The organism is Rudaea sp. (genome assembly GCF_036383415.1).
GTDB lineage: Bacteria > Pseudomonadota > Gammaproteobacteria > Xanthomonadales > Rhodanobacteraceae > Rudaea.
Genome location: NZ_DASVOK010000434.1, coordinates 1 through 2,660 on the forward strand (window position 1 = coordinate 1; position 2,660 = coordinate 2,660).

3 protein-coding genes and 1 pseudogene are annotated in these 2,660 nt (G+C 64.2%); 3 read left to right on the forward strand and 1 reads right to left on the reverse strand.

Annotated features, from left to right (window positions below; translation table 11 throughout):
- Nucleotides 1-156: 156 nt before the first annotated feature.
- Genes VF497_RS15705 through VF497_RS15715 form a run of 3 tightly spaced genes read left to right on the forward strand, consistent with a single transcriptional unit; the run spans nucleotide 157 to nucleotide 2,324 of the window.
- Complete coding sequence (locus tag VF497_RS15705; RefSeq protein ID WP_330890425.1) at nucleotides 157-501, forward strand: Lin0512 family protein; 345 nt, start codon at nucleotides 157-159, stop codon at nucleotides 499-501.
- An 18-nt stretch (nucleotides 502-519) separates the two neighbouring features.
- Nucleotides 520-1,482: a prolyl aminopeptidase gene (gene pip, locus VF497_RS15710; protein WP_330890427.1), complete on the forward strand. Its 963-nt coding sequence runs from the start codon at nucleotides 520-522 to the stop codon at nucleotides 1,480-1,482.
- A 20-nt stretch (nucleotides 1,483-1,502) separates the two neighbouring features.
- Nucleotides 1,503-2,324 (forward strand): glutamate racemase, encoded by an 822-nt coding sequence (locus tag VF497_RS15715; protein ID WP_330890429.1) that lies wholly within the window; start codon nucleotides 1,503-1,505, stop codon nucleotides 2,322-2,324.
- 146 nt (nucleotides 2,325-2,470) lie between these two features.
- Here VF497_RS15715 and VF497_RS15720 read toward each other — a convergent pair.
- Nucleotides 2,471-2,660: pseudogene (locus tag VF497_RS15720) on the reverse strand (DUF1501 domain-containing protein); the annotation flags it as partial.

The following is a 2,660-nucleotide window of genomic DNA, read 5'->3' on the forward strand; positions in this document are numbered from 1 at the left end:
TCATGGAATAGCGAAGTTCTGCTTCTGAAGCAGCACCGGGCGCGCTTTCGTGCCAGTTATGCCGTATCTATTTTATGATGCGACCGGCAAGCCGCCCGGCACGATCGCGTGGTAGAGCTTGGAAATCTGCTTGGAACAGGCAAAGGGAACGAATCAATGGCACGCGTGCGCTGTATCACCGAGATGGGCATGGGCGTCGATGTTCACGGGCGCGACGCCACCAAGGCCGCCAAGCGCGCCGTCTCCGACGCGATCCGCCATTCCAGCCTCGGCTTTGTCAGGATGCTGGGGAAGACGCCGCACGACATGTTGGTCGATGTCACCATCGGAGTTCCGAACCCGGATGCGGTCGACACATCGGCGGTCGCAAAGGAGCTCCCTTACGGGACGGTGACCGTCAAGGCGGTAAAAGGCGGACTGGAGATCCCGGCCGAAGGCGGCGGCGATGCCATCACCATTGCCAACGCGGCGGTGATCGTGAGTCTGGACGACGGCAAGTGAGCGGGGCGGCCGGCGGCGATGGCGCATGACGTAGGTCCTGGGCGCAGTGAAGCGGCTGCGCCGCTGACGTCAGAGCAGTTTCCTGTCGGCGACGGTCACGAACTCTATGTCGAGAGTGTCGGCCGCCAAGGTGGCATTCCGGCGGTATACCTGCATGGTGGCCCGGGATCGGGTTGCCAGCCTGATCATCGCAAGCTGTTCGATCCCGAGCGATTTCATGCCGTGCTGTTCGACCAGCGCGGCTGCGGCCGCAGCCGGCCGAAGGGCAGCCGCAACCACAACACGACGCAGCATCTTATCGCAGACCTGGAGAAGATCCGCGTGCGTTTCGGCTTCGCGCGCTGGATGGTGGTCGGCGGCTCCTGGGGCGCGACGCTGGCGCTGGCCTATGCGCAGGCGCATCCCGAGCGCGTCAGCGGCCTCGTGCTGCGCGCGACCTTCCTCGGCACGCGCGAGGAACTGGAAGATGCGTTCCTCCGGACGCTGCCGCAATTCTATCCCGCACTCTACGAGGACTTCCTCAATTTCTTGCCGGAGAACGAGCGCGCGACGCCGCTCGCCTCCTACTATCGGCGCATCCTCGATTCCAGTGTCGACGTGCACGGCCGCGCGGCGCGCGCCTGGCATGACACCGAGCGCACGCTGTCGGAACACGCACCGAAACAGACGCGGCTCGACCTGCAAAAGACGTCCGGCGTGCTGCCCTCGACGCCGTTCATGGAGGCGCACTATTTCGCCAATGACTGCTTCATGCGGCCGAACCAGTTGATGGACGAGGCCGGCAAGCTCGCCGGCATTCCCGGCATCATCGTACAAGGCCGCTACGACCTCTTGTGCCCGCCCGCCACCTCGCACGCACTCGCCGCGCGCTGGCCGGACAGCGAGGTCCGCATCATCGATGGCGCCGGCCACATCCTCTACGATCCCGGCATCCGCAACGCCGTGATGAAGGCGATCGCCGATTTGGCGGCGAAGGCGTAGCCGGCGCCACATCAGACCCAATGACCGATCGAGCGCTCGATTTTCCTGCCCTGACCAAGCCTGTTGCCGTGTTCGACGCCGGCATCGGCAGCTATGCAGCCGTCGCCGCCTTGCAGCGCGCGCTTCCTCGGCAGGACCTCGTCTATTTCGCAGATCGTGCGAGCTTTCCCTACGGCAGCAAGAGCCGGCAGGAGCTGCTCGACACGATGCGGCGAACCTTTGATTTCCTGCTTCGCTTCGATCCCGCCGCCATCCTCGTTGCGTCGAACGCTCCTTCGATCACCGTCCTCGACGATCTCAAGGACATGGTTTCCGTGCAGGTGTTCGGGGTGCGTCCGCCGGTGAAGGAGGCGCTTGCGCAGGCAAACGGAAACATCGCGATTCTCGGCGTGAAGTCGCTGGTCGAGAGCGCGGAGATGCGCGCCTTTGCCGCGACCGAGGCCGGCGATCGGGTACGGCGCGTTCTCTTCGTCAACGCCTCGCCGCTCGTCGACCTGGTCGAGAGCGGCGCCTTCCTGTTTGACCAAGTCGGCGTTCAGCAGAAGGTCGATGCGTTTATCTCAGAGCTCGACGCACGGCATGCTGACATCGGTGCGATGACGCTATCGAGCACGCATCTGCCCTGGCTTCGCAGTTTCCTCGAGCGCTCCGTCGAGGGACGGCCTCTGCTCGACCCGCTGGACAGCGCCCTTGGTGCAATCGGGCCGGTGGCTGTCGAAGGGCAAGGGCGGGTCCTTGGGCTGGTCACCGAGAACGACCGCTACACGGCAAGCGACTTCCAGCGCATGCTCGACCGGCTCGGGATTGCGCTGCCGCTGCGGGTCGTTCCGCATCCGACTTGAGACCAGGGCAGAGGCGGCCGCCGTCGCGCGATTTCTGTATAATGGAAAAATATCGCTGAGTTGCCCGACGAGTCAAGGTGCCGTGCCGAATACCGGCAACCGGCTACTTTGCATGGGGTTGTTTTCGATATTTTTGCGGTGCCCCCTCAAACCAGGTTCAGATCCTTCGGCTTGATGCCGGTGAAGATGCGCTCGAGGCTCGCCTGCTGCAGGCCGTAGACGTGCTGGATCAGGCCGGCGAAGAACGCCTTGTAGTCGGTCAGAACAGGGAAATCGCGGTTCTGGAACAGCGTCGCCTGCGCGACCTGGACCTGCTCGCCGGCCATGCGCCCGCCG